Genomic DNA, 15599 nt, shown 5'->3' with positions numbered 1-15599 from the left:
TGCGCCGGCGGCCTGTTCCGGTGCCCCGCCCGGACGGCGGGCCACCGGAAACCGTTCACCGGCTTCCTGACGTTCACTGGCTGGTGATGCTCGGCTTGCCGGTGGCCGGCTGCGGCACTCCGATGATCTTGCCGTCGGGGAGCCGGATGAAGGCGGGCGAGCCCGCCGGCACCAGGCCCAGCCGCTTGGCCGCCGCCTCCAGGCGACCCGGCGACTCCGCCTCCGTGATCTCCTGGGTGATCTGCTGCTCGCGCAGGTCGAGTTGCGCCTGCTGCCGCTTCAGATCGGTCAGCTGGATGCCGCTCTCGGCGATCTTGGTGTTGAGCACCAGGATGCCGAGCACCCCGGCGACCACGACCAGCACGATGAGCAGTACGAACGGCGTTCGCGGCGCCGCCACCGGCACCGGCGGAGCCAGCCGCAGCCGCGGTCGCCGTGCCTCCGGCGACGTCGCGACCTCCGGCTGCACCGCCAGCGCGGCACTGCCCACCGTCCGGTAACGGTCCCCGGAACGGCCTTCCTCACTCGCCTTCGCATTCAGGTTCGCGGCCCGACCCCCCGGTCGCGACGCCTCCTGCGCTGGCGTTGTGCTGCGGCGCGATGCCCGCAGCGGTGTCACGTTCATCCCTACCCCCTTTGCTCGCAGCCTGTCGGCCCCCGGTCAGGGACCACTGTCATGCGGAGCCCGCTGCCCGGTCTTGCCAGGTCGGGCTCCTGGTTCCTGTTCGATCAGTTGCGCGGCCCGCAGGCGCACCGACGCCGCCCGCGGGTTGCGGGCCACCTCGGCCTCCGACGCCATCTCGGCCCCGCCCCTGGTCAGCAGGCGCAGCGTCGGCCCGGTGCCCGGCAGCTCGACCGGCAGGTCCACCGGTCCGGTGCTGCGGGCGCGGGCCGCGAAGGCCTGCTTGGTGATCCGGTCCTCGAGGGAGTGGTACGACAGCACCACCACCCGTCCGCCGGGCGCCAGCACGTCGATCGCGGCGGGCAGCGCACGCTCCCACGTGGACAGCTCGCCGTTGACCTCGATGCGCAGCGCTTGGAACGTCCGCTTGGCCGGATGTCCCCCGGTACGCCGGGCCGGTGCCGGGATCGAGTCCCGCACCAGCTCGGCCAGCAGGGCCGATGACGTGATCGGCGCCTTGGCACGCTCGCGCAGGATCGCCGCCGCGATCCGGGACGCGAACTTCTCCTCCCCGTAGACCCGCAGGATCCGGGTCAGGTCCGGGTGGGAGTAGCTGTTGACGATCTCCTGGGCGGTGATGCCCGTGGTCTGGTCCATGCGCATGTCGAGCGGCGCGTCCTGCGCGTACGCGAAGCCGCGATCGGCCTCGTCCAGCTGCAGCGACGACACGCCGAGGTCGAACAGGATCCCGTCGACCTGCTCCAGGCCGAGCTTCGGCAGCACCTGCGGCAGCTCGTCGTAGACCGCGTGCACCAGGTGCACCCGGTCGCCGAACCGCTCCAGCCGGCGCGCCGTGTGCGCCAGCGCCTCGGTGTCGCGGTCGAGCCCGACGAGGATGGTCTCCGGGTGCGCCAGCAGCACGGCTTCGGCGTGACCGCCGAGCCCGGTGGTGCCGTCGACGTAGACCGTGCGGCCGCCGGGTGCGCGTCCGGGCCGGTCCAGGGCGGGGGCCAGCAACTCCAGGCATCGATCAAGCAGAACCGGCACGTGTACGCCACGTGGCTCCACCATCTCGACCCCCCTGTTTTCGCTGTGCCTCGTCGTACCGCCAGATCCCCAACCGCTTCCCCGTTCCCACCCTCGTCGCGGCCGACGGTGAGAGCGATGCGCCTGGCGTCGGGGAAGTGACGCCAGGTGCCGGAGCGGGTGGAGATCTCGCGGTACGACTGCCGAGCCCGGCCTGCCATGAACGCGTGCCGGACCCCCGTCCTCACAGACCGCCGGGCAGCACCCCCTCCTCGATGTCGGCGAACTCGTCTTCGTTCGCCTCGAGGTAGGCGTCCCACGCCAGCCTGTCCCAGACCTCGACCCGGGTGCTGGCGCCGATGACCACGAGGTCACGGTCCAGTCCCGCGTACTCCCGCAGGTGGCCCGGGATGGTGACCCGGCCCTGCTTGTCGGGGATCTCGTCGTGCGCGCTGGCGAAGAAGACCCGGCTGTAGGCGCGGGCCGCCTTGTGCGTCATCGGAGCCTCGGCCAACTGGCCCGCGATGCGCTGGAACTCCGGCGTCGGAAAGACGTAGAGACAGCGTTCCTGCCCTTTGGTGATCACGACACCTCCTGCCAGCTCGTCACGGAACCGAGCGGGCAGGATCAGCCGGCCCTTGTCGTCGAGCCGGGGAGTATGGGTGCCCAGGAACATCGGCCCCCACCCCCTCCAGCACCGACACCGACGCCGTCTCGTTTCGCGGACGAGTCGGCGTGCGTTGCCCCCGGGGCCGGCGGACCATCCGGCCCGCCATTGCGCCCCACTTTACTCCACTTCCCTCCACGGTCAATGCGGATTCAGCCTTCCGGGTGCCGATTCGCTCCACATAGGCGCAGCTCATGGCCGTAAACGAGCGGTGGAGGGCGGCGCGCCGCGTTACCAAGGTCATCTTTTTGACACCCGGAGTCGGCGCAGAAAAATGCACCCTCCGTCTCCGCGCAGTCACCCGGAGGTGGTAACGCGGTGACAGAGGGTGCTTGACAGCTCTCTCTTGGTACTACTCAGTTATATGAGCGTCGATCGGTGGAGGGCGGGCGACGATTCCCGCCGCCGACCGCCGCCCGTTTTGCCCGCGAGATCGCCGTTCGCGGCCACGGCGTGTGGTCGAACCACAGCCGTGGACCGCGGCCGGCGTCAGGCCCAGGCCATGATCATGCCCGGACGATCGGCGATCAAACCTCGCCGGTCGTGTCGTCCTGGTCGCTGGCTTCGTCGTCGGTGCGCTCGGTGCGGGCGTCCGCGACGTCGTCGCCGACGGCGGCGTCCTGCCCGGAGCTGCGGCGCTGGTCGCGCCGGGTCTGCCCGTCGGGCTGGGCCGACGCGCTGGCGGAGGTCTTGGCGGTGGTCGGGGCGGGTTTGGCGGCGGGAGCGCCGAGCAGGCTGACCGCGGCTATACCGGCACCCAGGCCCAGCAGCAGACGGGCCGGGCGCCGCTCGGGGAGTTCGAGCACAGCGATGTCCTTCCAGGGGTGCGGCCCACCACTGTGCCAAGTGCTCGCCACCGTGGTGCGCATTCGCGCACGGCCGCTGTATCGTTTTACCCTTTCAGACCCGATTCGCGCAATACGCAGGGAAAACGGGAAGCGGGGCAGTGGTTCACGCCACAGGCCTGACGCCGTCACGGAGTCAGGTAGCCTCTCCGGCGTGACGGAGAACAAGCTGCCGCTGCGGGCCTCGCTCGCGGCATCGGTCTCGCGCACCGCCGCGGCGCTGTCGCGCGCCACCGGCCGGGGCGACGGGTCGGTCATCGGCGGACGACTAGGCATGATGATCGACCCCGACCTGCTCGCCCACCTGGCGGCCGGGCGGCGGATAGCCCTGGTCTCCGGCACCAACGGCAAGACCACCACCACGCGGTTCACCGCGGCGGCGGTCGGCGTGCTGGGCGAGGTCGCCACGAACTCGTTCGGCGCGAACATGCCCACCGGCCACACCTCGGCTCTGGCCCGCGCCGGGGCCACGCCGTACGCCGTGCTGGAGGTCGACGAGCACTACCTCGCGCAGGTGCTGCGGGCCACCACGCCGCTGGTCGTGGCGCTGCTGAACCTGTCCCGCGACCAGCTCGACCGGGCCAAGGAGGTGGCGATGATGGCGCAGCTGTGGCGCGACGCCCTCACCGACCACCCCGACGTGCACGTCGTCGCCAACGCCGACGACCCCATGGTCGTGTACGCCGCCGCCGCGCACGCCGCCGCGGGCGAGGGCCGGGTCACCTGGTTCTCCGCCGGCCAGCGCTGGCGCGAGGACGCCCACGTCTGCCCGGCCTGCGGCGCGCACATCGAGCGCGACGAGGCCGACTCCGACGCCTGGCGCTGCGCCAACGGCGACCTGGCCCGCCCCACCCCGCAGTGGACCGTCGACGACTCCGGCGTGATCGACCCCGACGGCGTACGCCACGAGGTCAAGCTGCAGCTCCCCGGCAAGGTCAACGTCGGCAACGCGGCCACCGCGCTGGCCGTGGCGCACCGGTTCGGGGTCTCCCCCGCCGACGCCGCTCCCAAGCTCGGCGAGGTCGCCAGCGTGGCCGGCCGCTACGCCCAGGTCGACCGCGATGGGCGCAACATCCGCCTGCTCCTGGCGAAGAACCCGGCCAGCTGGCTGGAGGCCTTCGACATGGCCGAGCAGCAGCCCACCCTGCTGTCGATCAACGCGCGGGACCCCGACGGCTTCGACACGAGCTGGCTGTTCGACGTCGACTTCGCCCCGCTGCGCGGCCGCCAGGTCCTCATCACCGGCGACCGGGCGTACGACCTCGCGGTCCGGCTGCAGGTCAACGACGTCACCTTCACCCACGTGAAGACATTCGACGAGGCTGTCGCGGCGGTGCCGCCCGGCCGCCTCGAAGTGATCGCGAACTACACCGCGTTCCAGGACATCCGAGCGGAGTTGGATCGAGTTGTCTAGCGCACTCCAGATCGTCTGGGTCTACCCCGACCTGCTGTCCACGTACGGCGACCGCGGCAACATGCTGATCCTGGCGCACCGCGCCAAGCTGCGCGGCATCCCCGTCGACACTCTCGAGGTGCGCTCCGACCAGGCGCTGCCCTACGGCGACATCTACCTCATCGGCGGCGGCGAGGACGGTCCGCAGGCGCTGGCCGCCCAGCGCCTGGCCGCCGACCGCGGCCTGCACCGCGCCGTCGACCGCCGCGCGGTGGTCTTCGCCGTGTGCGCCGGATACCAGCTCCTCGGCCACAGCTTCTTCGCCAAGGGCGCCAAGTGCGACGGCCTCGGCCTGCTCGACCTGCACTCCGACCGCGGCCCCACCCGCGCCGTCGGCGAGCTGGCCGGCGACATCGACCCGGCGCTGGGCCTGCCCATGCTCACCGGCTTCGAGAACCACGGTGGCCGCACCCACCTGGGCTCTGGCGTCAAGCCGCTGGCCAGGGTCCGCGCCGGCATCGGCAACGACGGTGCGACCGAGGGCGCGTGGTCCGGCACCGTCATCGGCACGTACTCGCACGGCCCCGCCCTGTCGCGCAACCCGGCCCTGGCCGACCTGCTGCTGCGCTGGGCCACCGGCGAGGAGAACCTCGGCGCGGCCGACGACACCTGGCACACCCGTCTGCGCAGCGAGCGCCTCGGCGCCGTGGGACTCGCGTGACGGCCTCGCCCGAGGTCACCTCCACGACCTCCGCACAACCTGGCCAGGTCGACGCAGATGCCGCACTGCCCGCCCCGGTCGGGGCGGCGACGCACTGGCCGCGTCTGGTGGCTCTGGGCGTGCTCGTCGCGGGCGCGGGCTTCGCCGCGTGGAAGCTGCCGCTGGAGCAGCTGCCGACCTGGGTCGACCAGCTGGGTCCGGCCGCACCTGCGGTCGCGGTGCTGGTCTGCGCGGTGCTGCTGTGCGCGCTGGTGCCGCGTACCGCCATCTCGTTGGGTTGTGGCGCGCTGTTCGGCGCGGTCGGCGGGGCCGCCTGGTCGCTGACGGCGGCGCTGCTGGCCGCGACCGCCACCTACGCTGCCGGGCGCTGGGCCGGGCGCGACTTCGTCGCCGCGCACGCCGGTGACCGGCTGGCCCGGCTCGACCGCTGGCTGGCCCGGCGCGGCCTGCTCGCGGTGATCGTGGTGCGGCTGCAGCCGATCGCCCCGTTCGGCCTGGTCGGGTACGCGTACGGGACCAGTTCGGTGCGCTTCCGGCACTACCTGCTCGGCACCGCGCTCGGCGGCCTGCCGTCGTCGTTCAGTTACGCCACCATCGGCGCGGCCGCGATCGCGCCGCACTCGCTGAGCTGGCTGACCTTCATCCCGGCCGCGACCGGCATCCTGATCAGCGCCGCCGCCGCCCTGCACTGGCGCCACCAGTCCCGCTCGACGCCCCGCCCCGCCACCGCCTGATCGCATTCCCACCAAAAGCCACGATTCAGGTCTGCAGAAGCGTGAAGATCTGTTTTTGTGGACGCTGGGTGCCCCTACAGGGGCCGGCAGCGTCCACAAAAACAGATCTTGCTCGATGGGCTTAGGCTCTGCGGGCGTGCGTGCGATGCCAAGGGACGACTCTTCCGATCTCGACTTCCTGCTCTTTCGGCAGCACGACGTGCTCAGTCGGGCGCAGGCGCTGGCCTACTTCAGCGAGAAGGCGATCCGTCATCGTCTGGCCACCGGCCGATGGCAGCGCCCACGGCGTGGCGTGCTCGTGCTGCGCGAGACGCCCGGCGACGATGACCAGCGACGCTGGATCGCCGTCCTGGCCGGTCCGGCGGGCACGGTCACCGCGGGCCGCACCGCGCTCGCCCAGCTCGGCCTACGCGGCTTTCACGTCCACGCGATCCACTTGCTCATGCCGTCCGCCACCCGTGACCGGGACACGCCGCACGACGTCATCATCCACCGCACGCGCCGGCTGGATGCCTCCGAGGTGCACGATCTCGGCAGCCCGCCGTGCACGATGCCCGCGCGCTCCGTGGTGGACGCGGCACAGTGGGCTCGCTCCGACGACGAGGCACGCGCGATCGTCGCGGCCGCGGTGCAGCAGCGACTGGTCGACGCCGCCGACCTGCGTGCCGTGCTCGCGAGGCTGAGTTCGGTGCGACGTCGGCCTGTGATCATGCTTGCCGTGAATGACGCGGCGGGCGGAGCCGGCTCGCTGCCGGAGGCCCAGTTCGTGGCCCTATGCCGGCGTGGCGGACTGCCCCGGCCGCGACTGCAGGTGAGCCGCCGCGACGGTGACGGCAGGCAGCGCTACCTGGACGCGCTGTTCGAGCAATACGGCGTCCATGCCGAGATCGACGGCGCGCAGCATCTCGACGTGCGGGCCTACTGGGCGGACATGCGGCGGCAGAACGCGGTTTGGATACGGGGCGAGCGCGTGCTGCGCTTCCCCGCCTGGGCGGTTCGCAACCAGCCGGACGAAGTCCTCGAAACGGTGCGCGCCGCCCTACGCGCTGCCGGCTGGCCCGGCTGATGATCCGTTTTTGTGGACGCTGACGGCCCCTGGAGGGGCACCCAGCGTCCACAAAAACGGATCATGCACCTCGCCCGCCGGGGGCCTACCGAACAAGTCGGGCATAACTGACGGCAGGTGGTCGCGCCACCGGCGACGCGGAGCAAGGGCCTGCGGCAACGGCCGCCGTCGGCTCGGTGCCCGACGGCCGGTGCCCGACGGCTGGTGGCGCGACTGGCGCAGAAGAGAACCGCAGCCGCAGGTCAGCCGCGCTAGCGCGTTAAGAAGGGCACCTTCTATAACGCGGAGCGTTAAGAAGGTGCCCTTCCTTCGTACTAGGCGACGATGCTGACCAGGCGGCCGGGGATGACGATGACCTTCTTCGGGTCCTTGCCGGCCAGCGAGTCGGTGACCGCGGCCAGCGCGGCGGCGCGGACCTCGTCCTCGGCCGCGTCCGCGGCCACCTCGACCCGCCCGCGCACCTTCCCGTTGACCTGGACCGGGTACGTGACCAGGTCGGCGGTCAGCAGCGCCGGGTCGGCGACCGGGAAGTCGGCGAACGTCAGCGAACCGTCGTGCCCCAGCTTGGACCACAGCTCCTCGGCGATGTGCGGGGCGACCGGGGCCAGCATCAGCACCAGCGGCTCGGCGATCTCGCGCGGCGTCGCGCCGGCCTTGGTCACCGCGTTCGTCAGCTCGATCAGCTTCGCGATCGCGGTGTTGAAGCGCAGCGCGGCCATGTCCTCGCGGACCCCGGCGATGGTGCGGTGCAGCAGCCGGCGCAGGTCGTCGGTGGCCGGAGTGTCGACGACGGTCACCGCGCCGGTCGCCTCGTCGATCACCGTGCGCCAGACCCGCTGCAGGAAGCGGTACGACCCGACGACCGCGCGGGTGTCCCAGGGGCGGGACACCTCCAGCGGACCCATGGACATCTCGTACACCCGGAAGGTGTCCGCGCCGTACCGCTCGACCATCTCGTCGGGCGTGACGACGTTCTTCAGCGACTTGCCCATCTTGCCGTACTCGCGGTTGACCTTCTCGCCGTTCCAGGTGTAGACGGTCGGCTGCTCCTCGGCGACCTCCTCCGCCGGGACGTACGCGCCCCGCTCGTCGGTGTACGCGTACGCCTGGATGTAGCCCTGGTTGAACAGGCGGTGGTACGGCTCGAAGCTGGACACGTGGCCCAGGTCGAACAGCACCTTGTGCCAGAACCGGGCGTACAGCAGGTGCAGCACGGCGTGCTCGACGCCGCCGACGTACAGGTCGACGCCGCCGGAGTCGCCGGCCGCCTGCGGGCCGACCCAGTAGGCCTCGTTGGCCGGGTCGACGAAGGCCGAGGCGTTGGTCGGGTCCAGGTAGCGCAGCTGGTACCAGCAGGAGCCGGCCCACTGGGGCATGGTGTTGGTCTCGCGGATGTAGGTCTTCGGGCCGTCGCCCAGGTCCAGCTCGACCTCGACCCACTCCTTGTTGCGCGACAGCGGGGTCTCCGGCGAGGAGGTCGCGTCGTCGGGCTCGAAGGTCTTCGGCGAGAAGTCGGCGACCTCGGGCAGCTCCAGCGGCAGCATCGACTCGGGCAGTGCGATGGCCTGGCCGTCGGTGCCGTACACGATCGGGAACGGCTCGCCCCAGTAGCGCTGGCGGCTGAACAGCCAGTCGCGCAGCCGGTAGGTGGTCGCGCCCTGGCCGTGGCCCTCGGCCTCCAGCCAGGCGATGATCTTCTCTTTGGCCTCGGCGATGCCCAGGCCGTCCAGCATGCCGGAGTTGATCGCCGGGCCCTCGCCGGTGAACGCCTTGCCGTCGAAGCCCTCGGTCGGCTGCACGGTGCGGATGATGGGCAGCTCGAAGACCTCGGCGAACTCCCAGTCGCGCTCGTCCTGGCCGGGCACCGCCATGATCGCGCCGGTGCCGTAGCCGGCCAGCACGTAGTCGGCGATGAACACCGGCACACGCGCGCCGTTGACGGGGTTGATCGCGTACGCCCCGGTGAAGACGCCGGTCTTGACCTTGGCGTCGGCCTGGCGCTCGACGTCGGTCTTAGCCGCGGCCTGGGCGCGGTAGGCGGCGACCGCCGCGGCCGGGGTGTCGTGCCCGCCGGTCCAGACCTCGTGGGTGCCCTCGGGCCAGGCCGCGGGCACGATGCCGTCGACCAGCTCGTGCTCGGGCGCGACGACCATGTAGGTCGCGCCGTAGACGGTGTCCGGGCGGGTGGTGAAGACGCGGACGACCTCGGCGCTGCCCTCGACGGCGAACGCGATGTGCGCGCCGGTGGAGCGGCCAATCCAGTTCCGCTGCATCGCCTTGATCGGCTCGGGCCAGTCCAGGGTGTCCAGGTCGTCGATCAGGCGGTCGCCGTACGCGGTGATGCGCATCATCCACTGCTTCAGGTTGCGCTTGAAGACCGGGAAGTTGCCGCGCTCGCTGCGCCCGTCGGAGGTGACCTCCTCGTTGGCCAGCACGGTGCCCAGGCCGGGGCACCAGTTCACCGGGGCCTCGGAGACGTAGGCCAGGCGGTGCTCGTTGATGATCGCGCGCTGCTCGGTGGCGGACTTCGACGCCCAGGTCGGGTCCTCGGCGGCGAACTTCTCGATCAGCTCGCCGATCGGCCGGGCGACGCCCCGCTCGGCGTCGTACCAGGAGTTGAACACCTGCAGGAAGATCCACTGGGTCCAGCGGTAGAACTCGACGTCGGTGGTGGCCACCGAGCGCCGGTCGTCGTGGCCCAGGCCCAGCATGCGCAGCTGTGCGCGGTAGCGCTCGACGTTGCGCTCGGTGGTGATGCGCGGGTGGGTGCCGGTCTGCACCGCGTACTGCTCGGCGGGCAGGCCGAACGAGTCGAAGCCCATCGTGTGCAGCACGTTGAAGCCCGCCATGCGCTGGAAGCGGGCGAACACGTCGGTGCCGATGAAGCCCAGCGGGTGGCCCACGTGCAGGCCCGCGCCGGACGGGTACGGGAACATGTCCAGCACGAACTGCTTGGGCGCGCCCGAGCGCGGGTGCGACGGGTCGGCCAGCGGGCCGGCCGGGTTGGGCGCGTGGAAGGTGCCGTGCTCCTGCCAGTAGTCCTGCCAGTGCGCCTCGATGGCGTTGGCGGACGCGGCGGTGTAGCGGTACGGGGGGATGTCGGCCGGGGTCTCGGCGTGCTCGCTCATGTCCAGGTCCTCACGAGTCAGATCAAGATCAAAGTCATCGGGCGGTACGCGTACGCGTCAGCGCGTCGCGGAGTGCGGCTCCTGCCCGCGAGCGGGCATAAAAAAGCCCCTCACGCAGGAGGGGTCGCCGTGCTCACGCGCGCTCTGTCGCGTCAGCACGGCTCTCTAAGGAGCGCCAGGGCCCAAGCCATGCCCGCATGATACCCCCGAGCGCGTAATCGCTGCATCTCGCATGCCCCGCACACCGGCTGATCCCGGCGCGTCGCCCACCGATCAGATCCCGCCATTGCCGCAAGCGCCGCACCTACGGAACACTGCGGACAAGGCTCGCACTCCCGTGCGAGCCGCCCGGCGCGTCGTCCCGGCCGTCCAGCCGGGTAGTTGACCGGGAAGCAACCTCCCCGACGGAGGTCGGCGTCCTGTCGGGGCGCAGGTGATCAGAATGGTGGGAGGCCGGGGTGAGCGCAGGAAGCGCCCGTCCCACGGGGGCCGTGCCCCGCAGTTGCGAACTACAGGAGGACATGTGACCACGCAACGCAGTGGGGGCGAACTCACCGACCCCATGACGGTCGACGAGTTCCGCGCCACGACCAACGCCATCGTGGCCAACATCGAGCAGGTCATCGAGGGCAAGACCGCCACCGTGCGGCTGGCCCTGGCCGTACTGCTGGCCGAGGGCCACCTGCTCATCGAGGACGTCCCCGGCGTGGGCAAGACCAAGCTGGCCAAGGCCCTGGCGCGGTCCATCGACTGCTCGGTGCGCCGCATCCAGTTCACCCCCGACCTGCTGCCCAGCGACGTCACCGGTGTCAGCGTCTACAACCAGGAGACGCGCGAGTTCGAGTTCAAGCCGGGCGCGGTCTTCGCCAACCTGGTCGTCGGCGACGAGATCAACCGGGCCTCGCCGAAGACCCAGTCGGCGCTGCTGGAGTGCATGGAGGAGCACCAGGTCACCGTGGACGGCGTGACGTACACCATGGAGATCCCGTTCATGGTGGTCGCGACGCAGAACCCGATCGAGATGGAGGGCACGTACCCGCTGCCCGAGGCCCAGCGCGACCGGTTCACCGCCCGCATCGCGATGGGCTACCCGGACGCCGCGGCCGAGTACGCCATGCTCGACGGCTACCACTCGCACGACCCGCTCGAAGACCTGACCGCGGTCGTCGACGGCGGCACCGTGCGCCGGCTCATCGCCACGGTGCGCAGCGTGCACGTCGCCGAGGCGGTCAAGCGCTACGCCGTCGAGCTGGTCACCGCCACCCGTGAGGCCCCCGAGCTGCGCCTGGGCGCGTCTCCGCGGTCCACGCTGCAGCTGCTGCGCACGGCCAAGGCCGTCGCGGCGCTGGACGGCCGCGACTACGTCGTGCCCGACGACCTGCAGACGCTGGCCGTGCCGGTGCTCGCCCACCGCGTCATCCCCACCGCCGACGCCCAGCTGGCCCGGCGCACCACCGACGCGATCCTGTCCGAGCTGGTGCACCGCCTGCCGGTGCCGCACGACCGCGGGCGCTCCCCCTACGACACCCGCCCGGCGACGCCGCCCAACTCCTTCTACGACCGGCGGGGCTGACCCATGCGTGAGGCGCTGCGCGGGCTCACCACCCGTGGACGCTCGTTCCTCGCCGCGGGGGCGGCCGCGCTGCTGTGCGCGCTCGCCCTCGGCGAGAAGGACCTGATGCGGGTGGCGGTGCTGCTCGTGGCGCTGCCGCTGATGGCGGCGATGTACGTCGGCCGGGCGCGCTACAAGCTCGCCTGCACGCGCAGCCTCGACCCGTACCGGGTGCAGGCCGGCGGCAGCGCGCGGGTGCTGCTGCGGCTGCAGAACATGTCCCGGCTGCCCACGGGCACGCTGCTGCTGGAGGACCGGCTGCCCTACGCGCTGGGCAGCCGGCCCCGGCTGGTGCTGGAGCGCCTCGGCGCGCAGCAGGCCAGCTCCGTGGCGTACACGGTCCGCGCCGAGCTGCGCGGGCGCTACGAGGTCGGCCCGCTGACGCTGCGCATGACGGACCCGTTCGGGCTGTGCGAGCTGACCCGCTCGTTCCCCAGCGCGGACCGGCTCACCGTCATCCCGAACGTGGCGGCCCTGCAGCTGGTACGCCTGGCCGGGGAATACTCCGGCACCGGCGACAGCCGGGCCCGCTCGGTCGCGGTGCACGGCGAGGACGACGCCGCCACGCGCGAGTACCGCCGCGGCGACGACCTGCGCCGGGTGCACTGGCGCTCGACGGCCCGGGTCGGCGAGCTGATGGTGCGCCGCGAGGAGCAGCCGTGGGAGAGCCGGGCCACGGTCCTGCTCGACACGCGGCTGGGCGCGCACCGGGGCGAGGGCCCCACGGCCAGCTTCGAGTGGGCGGTGTCGGCCTCGGCCAGCATCGCGGTGCACCTGCGCCAGGCCGGATACCGGCTGCGCCTGGTCACCGACACGGGCGCCGACATCGACGCCACCGAGGGCGTCGGCGACGGCATGCTGCTCGACCACCTGGCCGAGGTGAAGGCCTCGCCGCGCGGCGACGTCGGCAGCCTGGTGGAGCACACCCGGCGGCGCGCCGACGGCGGCCTGATCATCGCGGTGCTGGGCCTGCTCAGCGCCGAGGAGGCGCGCCTGCTGTCGGCCCTGCGCAGCAGCGGCACCACCTGCGTGGCGTTCTTCCTGGACGCCAGCACCTGGCTCAACCTGCCCGTCCAGGCCCGCGAGGCCGCCGAGCACGAGCACGCGGCGGCGGCGCTGTCGCTGATGCAGAGCGGCTGGCGGGTCGTCCGGGTCAAGCACGGCGACCAGCTGCCCACGCTGTGGCCGCAGGCCGCCCGGGGCCAGCAGGGCTTCGCGGTGCGCGCGGCGATGGCCGAGACGGTCACCATGGGAGGCGGCCGATGAACTCACGACGTCATCTGGGCCTGGTCGCGGGCGGGGCCACCATCCTCGCCTCGGCCCCGATCTCGCAGATCTTTGCGGGCTGGAGCTGGCTGTTCGAGGGCGGGCTCATGGTCGCGATGGTGACCGGGGCCGCGCTGGGCGCGCGCTCGCTGCGCGGGCGCCTCTGGGCCCAGCTGCTGGCCATGCTGGCCGCGCTGCTGGTCGGCCTGACCTGGCTGTTCGGCGGCGACACCGCGATCGGAGGCCTGATCCCCTCGCCCGACACCTTCACGCACTTCGGCTCGCTGTTCGCGCTGGCCGGCGAGGAGGTCCAGAAGAGCTACGTGCCGGTGCCCGACCTGGACGGCCTGCTGTTCGTCAGCGCGCTCGGCATGGGCGCGGTGGCGATCATCGTCGACCTGTGCGCGGTGGGGCTGCGCCGCCCGGCGCTGGCCGGCCTGCCGATGCTGGCCATCTACTCGGTCCCGGTCGCGGTCTACATCGACTCGGTGAACCCGATCCCGTTCGTCATCGCCGCGGTCGGCTTCCTGTGGCTGCTGGTCAGCGACAACGTCGACCGGGTGCGCCGCTTCGGCCGCCGGTTCACCGGCGAGGGGCGCGGCGTCGACGTCTGGGAGCCGTCGCCGCTGGCCTCGGCCGGGCGGCGGCTGGCCGTGGTCGGCGTGCTGGTGGCGGTCGCCCTGCCGCTGGCCGTGCCCGCGATGAGCGCGGGCTGGCTCGGCGAGTTCGGCAGCGGCGACGGCCTCGGCCAGGCCGGCAAGGGCCCGCGCGGCAGCGGCCGGGTGGACCTGTTCGCCGAGCTGAGCGGCCGGCTCAAGCAGGCCGGCGTGCAGGACATGGTGAAGGTCACCACCAACGACCCGGACCCGTTCTACATGCGCTTCGGTGTCGCCGACCAGATCAGCGGCGGCGGCTTCGCCAGCCATCAGCCCACCGGCCAGCCGGTCAGCGACGACCTGCCCGACCCGGCCGGACTCGACCTCAGCGCGGTGCGCACGCAGGCCGCGACGGCCCGCGTCGAGATCACCGAGAACTTCGCCATGCCGCTGCTGCCGGTCTACTCCGCGCCGACGTCGGTCCGCGGGCTCGACGCCGCCTGGTCGTACGACCCGTCGCTGCAGATCGTCTACTCGCAGCGGTCGAACTCCGCCGAGCTGTCGTACGAGTTCGACTACGTGCGGGCCGAGTTCACCCCCGACCAGCTGCGCACCGCCCCGACGATGGCCGCGTCCGACGCCAACCAGCGCGACTACAGCCGGGTGCCCGAGGTGCCCGAGGTCCGCACCCTGGTGAACAAGCTGGTCGAGGGCAAGGCGAACAACTACGACCGGGTCCGGGCCCTCTACGACTACTTCTCCGCCAAGAACGACTTCAAGTACGACGTGGCGGCCCCGGCGGGCACCTCCGGCGCGGCCATCGTCGACTTCCTGAACAACAAGCGCGGCTTCTGCGAGCAGTACGCGGCGGCGCTGGCGTGGATGGTGCGCACCGCGGACATCCCGGCCCGGGTGGCGTTCGGCTTCACGCTGGGCGGCTCGGCGGACAACGGGGTGCGTACGCTCACCAACCGCAACCTGCACGCATGGACCGAGGTGTACTTCTCCGGCTTCGGCTGGGTGCCGTTCGACGCGACCCCGTCGACGTACGTGGTCGGCTCGGCTCCCACCGCGTGGGCGCCGGACGTGGACGCGCCGGAGGAGACCCCCGGCCAGCCGCGCCCCTCGCTCAGCCCCGGCGCGACCGACGGCTCCGCGGGACCGGGCGGGCCGACCCGCGACCCGATCGACCCCGACGGCGGGTTCGCCGGGCCGATCAACCTCGAGACCGAGCTGCCCACCTGGGTGTGGGTGGCGAGCGGCGGCGTCCTCGTGCTGCTGGTGCTGCTGGTCACCCCGGCACTGCGGCGGCTGACGCTGCGGCGTCGGCGCAGCGCGCGGGCCGCGGCGACGGCCACCGGCGACGGGTTCGCCACGGTCGGCGTCTCCCCGGCGGACCTGACCATGACCGTGGTCGGCGACACCGACGTGGCCCGGCGGCAGGCCCACGCGGCCTGGGACGAGCTCATCGACACGATGATCGACCACCGGCTGGTGGTCGACCCGGCGGAGACCCCCCGGGCCACCGTCGAACGGCTGATCAGCACCGCGCTGCCCGCATCGCCGGCGGTGGAGCAGGCGCGCCTGCTCGGGCTGGCCGAGGAGCGGGCCCGGTACGCGCCGGTGCCGCTGTCGGCCGAGCGCCTCGCCCCGGCCGTCCGCGAGGTGCGCCAGGCCATCGCGGGCGAGGCCGACCGGGGTGTGCGCCTGACGGCGCTGCTGATGCCGCCGTCGGTCCTGCTGCGCTGGCGCAACGCGACCTACACCGGGTTCACCGCGCTGTCGGCGCGGACGGCACGGCTGAGCGAGGTCCTGATGCGCGTGCTGCGGCCACTGCGGCCCCGGCGGCTGCTGCGCTGAGCCGGGGGATGATCGCCGTTTCTGGTCAAGATCTGCGGTGCGGCCGCAGCTTCTGACCGGAAA

The 15599-nt window shown here is 72.2% G+C and carries 12 protein-coding genes; 7 read left to right on the top strand and 5 right to left on the bottom strand.

What is annotated here, in order from left to right; genetic code table 11:
* Window positions 1-73 precede the first annotated feature (73 nt).
* The 4 genes from ftsL to ACFQO7_RS35900 form a co-directional block, all read right to left on the bottom strand.
* Window positions 74-490, bottom strand: a complete 417-nt coding sequence (gene ftsL, locus ACFQO7_RS35915; protein ID WP_376810568.1) for a cell division protein FtsL — start codon at window positions 488-490, stop codon at window positions 74-76.
* A gap of 171 nt (window positions 491-661) precedes the next feature.
* Window positions 662-1693 carry a 16S rRNA (cytosine(1402)-N(4))-methyltransferase RsmH gene (rsmH, locus tag ACFQO7_RS35910; RefSeq protein WP_376810567.1) on the bottom strand — a complete coding sequence of 344 codons (1032 nt, stop codon included), beginning with the start codon at window positions 1691-1693 and terminating at the stop codon, window positions 662-664.
* 199 nt (window positions 1694-1892) lie between these two features.
* Entirely contained in the window at window positions 1893-2324 is a 432-nt protein-coding gene (gene mraZ, locus ACFQO7_RS35905; protein WP_203687972.1) for a division/cell wall cluster transcriptional repressor MraZ, read from the bottom strand.
* A gap of 518 nt (window positions 2325-2842) precedes the next feature.
* A complete protein-coding gene (locus tag ACFQO7_RS35900) occupies window positions 2843-3121 on the bottom strand; it encodes a hypothetical protein (protein ID WP_376810566.1) in 279 nt (92 codons plus the stop codon).
* 208 nt (window positions 3122-3329) lie between these two features.
* Between ACFQO7_RS35900 and ACFQO7_RS35895 the strand changes: the two genes are divergently transcribed.
* The 4 genes from ACFQO7_RS35895 to ACFQO7_RS35880 all read left to right on the top strand — a co-directional run bounded on the left by ACFQO7_RS35895 (window position 3330) and on the right by ACFQO7_RS35880 (window position 7074).
* Complete coding sequence (locus ACFQO7_RS35895) at window positions 3330-4574, top strand: Mur ligase family protein (protein WP_376810573.1); 1245 nt, start codon at window positions 3330-3332, stop codon at window positions 4572-4574.
* On the top strand, window positions 4567-5274 hold the full coding sequence (locus ACFQO7_RS35890; protein ID WP_376810565.1) for a type 1 glutamine amidotransferase: 708 nt from the start codon (window positions 4567-4569) through the stop codon (window positions 5272-5274). The genes ACFQO7_RS35895 and ACFQO7_RS35890 overlap by 8 nt, the downstream gene beginning before the upstream one ends.
* Window positions 5271-6008: a TVP38/TMEM64 family protein gene (locus ACFQO7_RS35885; protein WP_376810564.1), complete on the top strand. Its 738-nt coding sequence runs from the start codon at window positions 5271-5273 to the stop codon at window positions 6006-6008. The genes ACFQO7_RS35890 and ACFQO7_RS35885 overlap by 4 nt, the downstream gene beginning before the upstream one ends.
* Window positions 6009-6153: 145 nt before the next feature.
* A complete protein-coding gene (locus ACFQO7_RS35880; RefSeq protein WP_376810572.1) occupies window positions 6154-7074 on the top strand; it encodes a DUF559 domain-containing protein in 921 nt (306 codons plus the stop codon).
* 314 nt (window positions 7075-7388) lie between these two features.
* On the opposite strand, the gene leuS is transcribed toward ACFQO7_RS35880, so the two are convergent.
* Window positions 7389-10202 (bottom strand): leucine--tRNA ligase, encoded by a 2814-nt coding sequence (leuS, locus tag ACFQO7_RS35875; RefSeq protein ID WP_376810563.1) that lies wholly within the window; start codon window positions 10200-10202, stop codon window positions 7389-7391.
* Between the two features lie 562 nt (window positions 10203-10764).
* On the opposite strand from leuS, the gene ACFQO7_RS35870 reads away from it, so the two are divergent.
* From ACFQO7_RS35870 to ACFQO7_RS35860, 3 genes are read left to right on the top strand one after another with little or no spacing between them, the layout of a single operon-like run.
* The gene (locus tag ACFQO7_RS35870) at window positions 10765-11775 is read left to right on the top strand and encodes an AAA family ATPase (RefSeq protein ID WP_376810571.1); all 1011 of its coding nucleotides are present in this window, start codon (window positions 10765-10767) and stop codon (window positions 11773-11775) included.
* 3 nt (window positions 11776-11778) lie between these two features.
* Window positions 11779-13080: a DUF58 domain-containing protein gene (locus ACFQO7_RS35865; RefSeq protein ID WP_376810562.1), complete on the top strand. Its 1302-nt coding sequence runs from the start codon at window positions 11779-11781 to the stop codon at window positions 13078-13080.
* A complete protein-coding gene (locus ACFQO7_RS35860) occupies window positions 13077-15536 on the top strand; it encodes a transglutaminase TgpA family protein (protein WP_376810561.1) in 2460 nt (819 codons plus the stop codon). Before ACFQO7_RS35865 ends, ACFQO7_RS35860 begins: the two co-directional genes overlap by 4 nt.
* The last annotated feature ends 63 nt before the right edge of the window (window positions 15537-15599 follow it).

It is taken from the genome of Catellatospora aurea, from assembly GCF_042663325.1.
Classification (GTDB): domain Bacteria; phylum Actinomycetota; class Actinomycetes; order Mycobacteriales; family Micromonosporaceae; genus Catellatospora; species Catellatospora aurea.
This window is presented reverse-complemented; position numbering and strand designations above follow the sequence as displayed.

Bases quoted from the DNA above. Each gene is read 5' to 3' on its own strand.
- leuS (WP_376810563.1), bottom strand. From the start codon at position 10,202: ATGAGCGAGCACGCCGAGACCCCGGCCGACATCCCCCCGTACCGCTAC.
- mraZ (WP_203687972.1), bottom strand. From the start codon at position 2,324: ATGTTCCTGGGCACCCATACTCCCCGGCTCGACGACAAGGGCCGGCTG.
- ACFQO7_RS35860 (WP_376810561.1), top strand. From the start codon at position 13,077: ATGAACTCACGACGTCATCTGGGCCTGGTCGCGGGCGGGGCCACCATC.
- ACFQO7_RS35880 (WP_376810572.1), top strand. From the start codon at position 6,154: ATGCCAAGGGACGACTCTTCCGATCTCGACTTCCTGCTCTTTCGGCAG.
- ACFQO7_RS35870 (WP_376810571.1), top strand. From the start codon at position 10,765: ATGACGGTCGACGAGTTCCGCGCCACGACCAACGCCATCGTGGCCAAC.
- rsmH (WP_376810567.1), bottom strand. From the start codon at position 1,693: ATGGTGGAGCCACGTGGCGTACACGTGCCGGTTCTGCTTGATCGATGC.
- ACFQO7_RS35865 (WP_376810562.1), top strand. From the start codon at position 11,779: ATGCGTGAGGCGCTGCGCGGGCTCACCACCCGTGGACGCTCGTTCCTC.